This is a genomic window from Fructilactobacillus sp. X7R9C1 (genome assembly GCF_059901005.1).
The window spans coordinates 1-2,381 of record NZ_JBWXVG010000024.1 but is presented as its reverse complement, the minus strand read 5'-3'; the positions used below and the strand labels follow the sequence as shown (position 1 = coordinate 2,381).

The window sequence follows — 2,381 nt, the reverse complement described above, 5'->3', positions numbered from 1 at the left end:
CCAAATCACTGATAGCGAACTTAGATTAAAAATGATCGATTACTTGTGCTTCTTATTAGATAGCAAAAATAATAGCCCAGAAATGGCTGCAACCATAACTGAGCTATACAAATTAATTTCTAAAAGTGATTGACCCAACATCATTTGGTCGAATTATATAAATAGAATTACCAATAAATTTAATTTCTCCATAAGCATCATTTAAAGAAAAGTCTGAGAAGTTTGGTTTATTGATTACAGCTTTTTCACCTTGAAAATTTATATATTCGATCGAATCTAAATTGTTGATTGTACTTGCAGTTTTTAACTCTCTGCTAATAACAATTGCTTTCATTTCATCACCTCCTTCCATAGAAGTGATTATATCAAATGGCTTAAGTCATATTATTCAATGAAAGAAGAAGCAAAAAGTAATCCTATATTATAAGTGATTCGAAATTGAAAGGAGGTGAAAACATGACGAAACAGTGTGAATTGCAAAATATAAAGAGTAAAGAAATCAGAGATGCAATTGAAGATAACGTTAATTGGTCTCTGTGGGGAAGTGATAGATGGCCAACCAATGTTAATGACGGCGGTATCAAAGTTCTAGTAAGTGAAGACTTTAGACCAATGGTGACTGGAAATAGTCACACATCTATATTCTCAACAGGGTTTGTGACAGTAAACCAAAAGCATTATTGGTGGGAAATAGTTCCATCTGACGCAAAGGAATATGTAGAAATTGAAGACAAGTTAACAGATAAGGAGATTGATCATGGGTTTGAATTCTAAGGAATCAGGAAAAGACGAAATATTCAAATTAGTAGTTACAAAAGATAACAAAATGCAAAGAACTTTTCATGTTTATAGCATTAACGAATTAATGATTGTTATGAATGCACTAGTAGAGAATCAGTATTATCTTGCTAAACAATTTGGAAATAAAGATCCGTTTGAAATTATGCAAGACCAATTAGACGAACTAAAGAAAAATGTTAAAGAAAGAGGTAATTCATATGACATCTAAAGACACAAAAAAAGACCAAATGAGCTGCCACTCAAAAGGTCCAAATAAACTACTTATTTCAAACTTAATACACTCTAATTCTAACTCACGGGGTGTATTAATTCAACGCACAATGAATCGGGGGAAATAGTCATGGTATTTAGTACAGGTCAAGCATGTTTCTTGCTTTTAACGCTCGTAATTGGAATTGCAATTGGATTAGGACTATCAGCTATCATTGCTGATCCTCATAAATATTTTGATTTTGGAACGGAGGATCACGATGGTCGAAAATAAACGAATTACTAAAGATTACGAGATTATCAAAGTAGCAAAATCAGATTTACAAGTTATCACTATCGGAGATTATAAGAAAAGTCCAAGAAGCGTTATTAAATACATGAAAAAGCGTTTTGCGGTAATTGACGAATTAAAGAATGATATTCATGAAGCAGCACATCAGCCAGCACTAAAGACTTGGGAGGATTAAATGATTAATACAGTAGTTCTTACCGGACGTTTAACTAAAGACGTCGATTTACGTTATACACAGCAAAGTGGAGCTGCGGTTGGTTCCTTTACATTAGCAGTTAATCGTCGCTTTACCAATCAAAACGGAGACCATGAAGCTGATTTCATTAATTGTGTTATTTGGCGTAAATCAGCTGAAAACCTTGCTAATTTCGTGCATAAGGGTTCGCTCATTGGCATTGAAGGTCGTTTGCAAACTCGAAACTATGAAAATAAGGAAGGTCAACGGGTATTTATTACCGAAGTAGTCGTTGAAAACTTCTCCTTACTAGAGTCAAAGAATAGTAATCAAAACAACAATAATAATGATGGAAACAATAACAATGGTCCAGAGTCAACTACATTTCCTAAGCCTAAGTCAGCACCTAAAACTAATAACCCTGATCCATTTGCTAACAACGGAGAACAGATTGATATTTCAGATGATTCTCTTCCGTTTTGATTAATAAAGGAGAGCAAGCATGAATGACGTTACGCCTAACTATTTCACTCAAATTCCAAATTATGTAACTGAATCAACTGATTTAAGTTCTAGCGATAAATTAGTCTTTGGAGTTATTTATACCATGCTCAATGTTACTAAATCTTGTTACATGAGTAATGCAAAAATTGGAGCAAGCATTGGTTTAAAGCCTAAGACAGTATCTAAATCAATTACTAAGTTAGCAAAATTAGGATTTGTAATGGTCCAGCTTAGTTACAAAAAAGATAGCAAGCAAGTTGATAAACGATACATCACATTAGGCAATGGGGTATGCCCTAAAGAGAGCATACCTATGCCCCAAAAAGAGCATACCCCCACCTCCAAACAGGGCATACCTATGCCCCAAAAAGAGCAGGTAAATAGATTATTTAATAAATC

The 2,381-nt window shown here is 33.9% G+C and carries 7 protein-coding genes; 6 read left to right on the top strand and 1 reads right to left on the bottom strand.

Annotated elements, in window-relative coordinates; genetic code table 11:
* Nucleotides 1–112 precede the first annotated feature (112 nt).
* The gene (locus tag AC6UD0_RS07125) at nucleotides 113–334 is read right to left on the bottom strand and encodes a hypothetical protein (protein ID WP_500708656.1); all 222 of its coding nucleotides are present in this window, start codon (nucleotides 332–334) and stop codon (nucleotides 113–115) included.
* A gap of 122 nt (nucleotides 335–456) precedes the next feature.
* Between AC6UD0_RS07125 and AC6UD0_RS07120 the strand changes: the two genes are divergently transcribed.
* The 6 genes from AC6UD0_RS07120 to AC6UD0_RS07095 form a co-directional block, all read left to right on the top strand.
* On the top strand, nucleotides 457–774 hold the full coding sequence (locus AC6UD0_RS07120) for a hypothetical protein (RefSeq protein ID WP_500708654.1): 318 nt from the start codon (nucleotides 457–459) through the stop codon (nucleotides 772–774).
* Nucleotides 775–826: 52 nt separating this feature from the next.
* Complete coding sequence (locus AC6UD0_RS07115; protein WP_500708652.1) at nucleotides 827–1,009, top strand: hypothetical protein; 183 nt, start codon at nucleotides 827–829, stop codon at nucleotides 1,007–1,009.
* A gap of 132 nt (nucleotides 1,010–1,141) precedes the next feature.
* Complete coding sequence (locus AC6UD0_RS07110; protein WP_500708650.1) at nucleotides 1,142–1,285, top strand: hypothetical protein; 144 nt, start codon at nucleotides 1,142–1,144, stop codon at nucleotides 1,283–1,285.
* The gene (locus AC6UD0_RS07105; protein WP_500708648.1) at nucleotides 1,272–1,478 is read left to right on the top strand and encodes a hypothetical protein; all 207 of its coding nucleotides are present in this window, start codon (nucleotides 1,272–1,274) and stop codon (nucleotides 1,476–1,478) included. The genes AC6UD0_RS07110 and AC6UD0_RS07105 overlap by 14 nt, the downstream gene beginning before the upstream one ends.
* Nucleotides 1,479–1,961, top strand: a complete 483-nt coding sequence (gene ssb / locus AC6UD0_RS07100; RefSeq protein WP_500708646.1) for a single-stranded DNA-binding protein — start codon at nucleotides 1,479–1,481, stop codon at nucleotides 1,959–1,961.
* Between the two features lie 19 nt (nucleotides 1,962–1,980).
* Nucleotides 1,981–2,381, top strand: a 401-nt coding sequence (locus AC6UD0_RS07095) for a helix-turn-helix domain-containing protein (RefSeq protein WP_500708645.1), incomplete at its 3' end; no start/stop codon positions are given.

Bases quoted from the DNA above. Each gene is read 5' to 3' on its own strand.
- AC6UD0_RS07125 (WP_500708656.1), bottom strand. From the start codon at position 334: ATGAAAGCAATTGTTATTAGCAGAGAGTTAAAAACTGCAAGTACAATC.
- AC6UD0_RS07120 (WP_500708654.1), top strand. From the start codon at position 457: ATGACGAAACAGTGTGAATTGCAAAATATAAAGAGTAAAGAAATCAGA.
- AC6UD0_RS07115 (WP_500708652.1), top strand. From the start codon at position 827: ATGCAAAGAACTTTTCATGTTTATAGCATTAACGAATTAATGATTGTT.
- AC6UD0_RS07110 (WP_500708650.1), top strand. From the start codon at position 1,142: ATGGTATTTAGTACAGGTCAAGCATGTTTCTTGCTTTTAACGCTCGTA.
- AC6UD0_RS07105 (WP_500708648.1), top strand. From the start codon at position 1,272: ATGGTCGAAAATAAACGAATTACTAAAGATTACGAGATTATCAAAGTA.
- ssb (WP_500708646.1), top strand. From the start codon at position 1,479: ATGATTAATACAGTAGTTCTTACCGGACGTTTAACTAAAGACGTCGAT.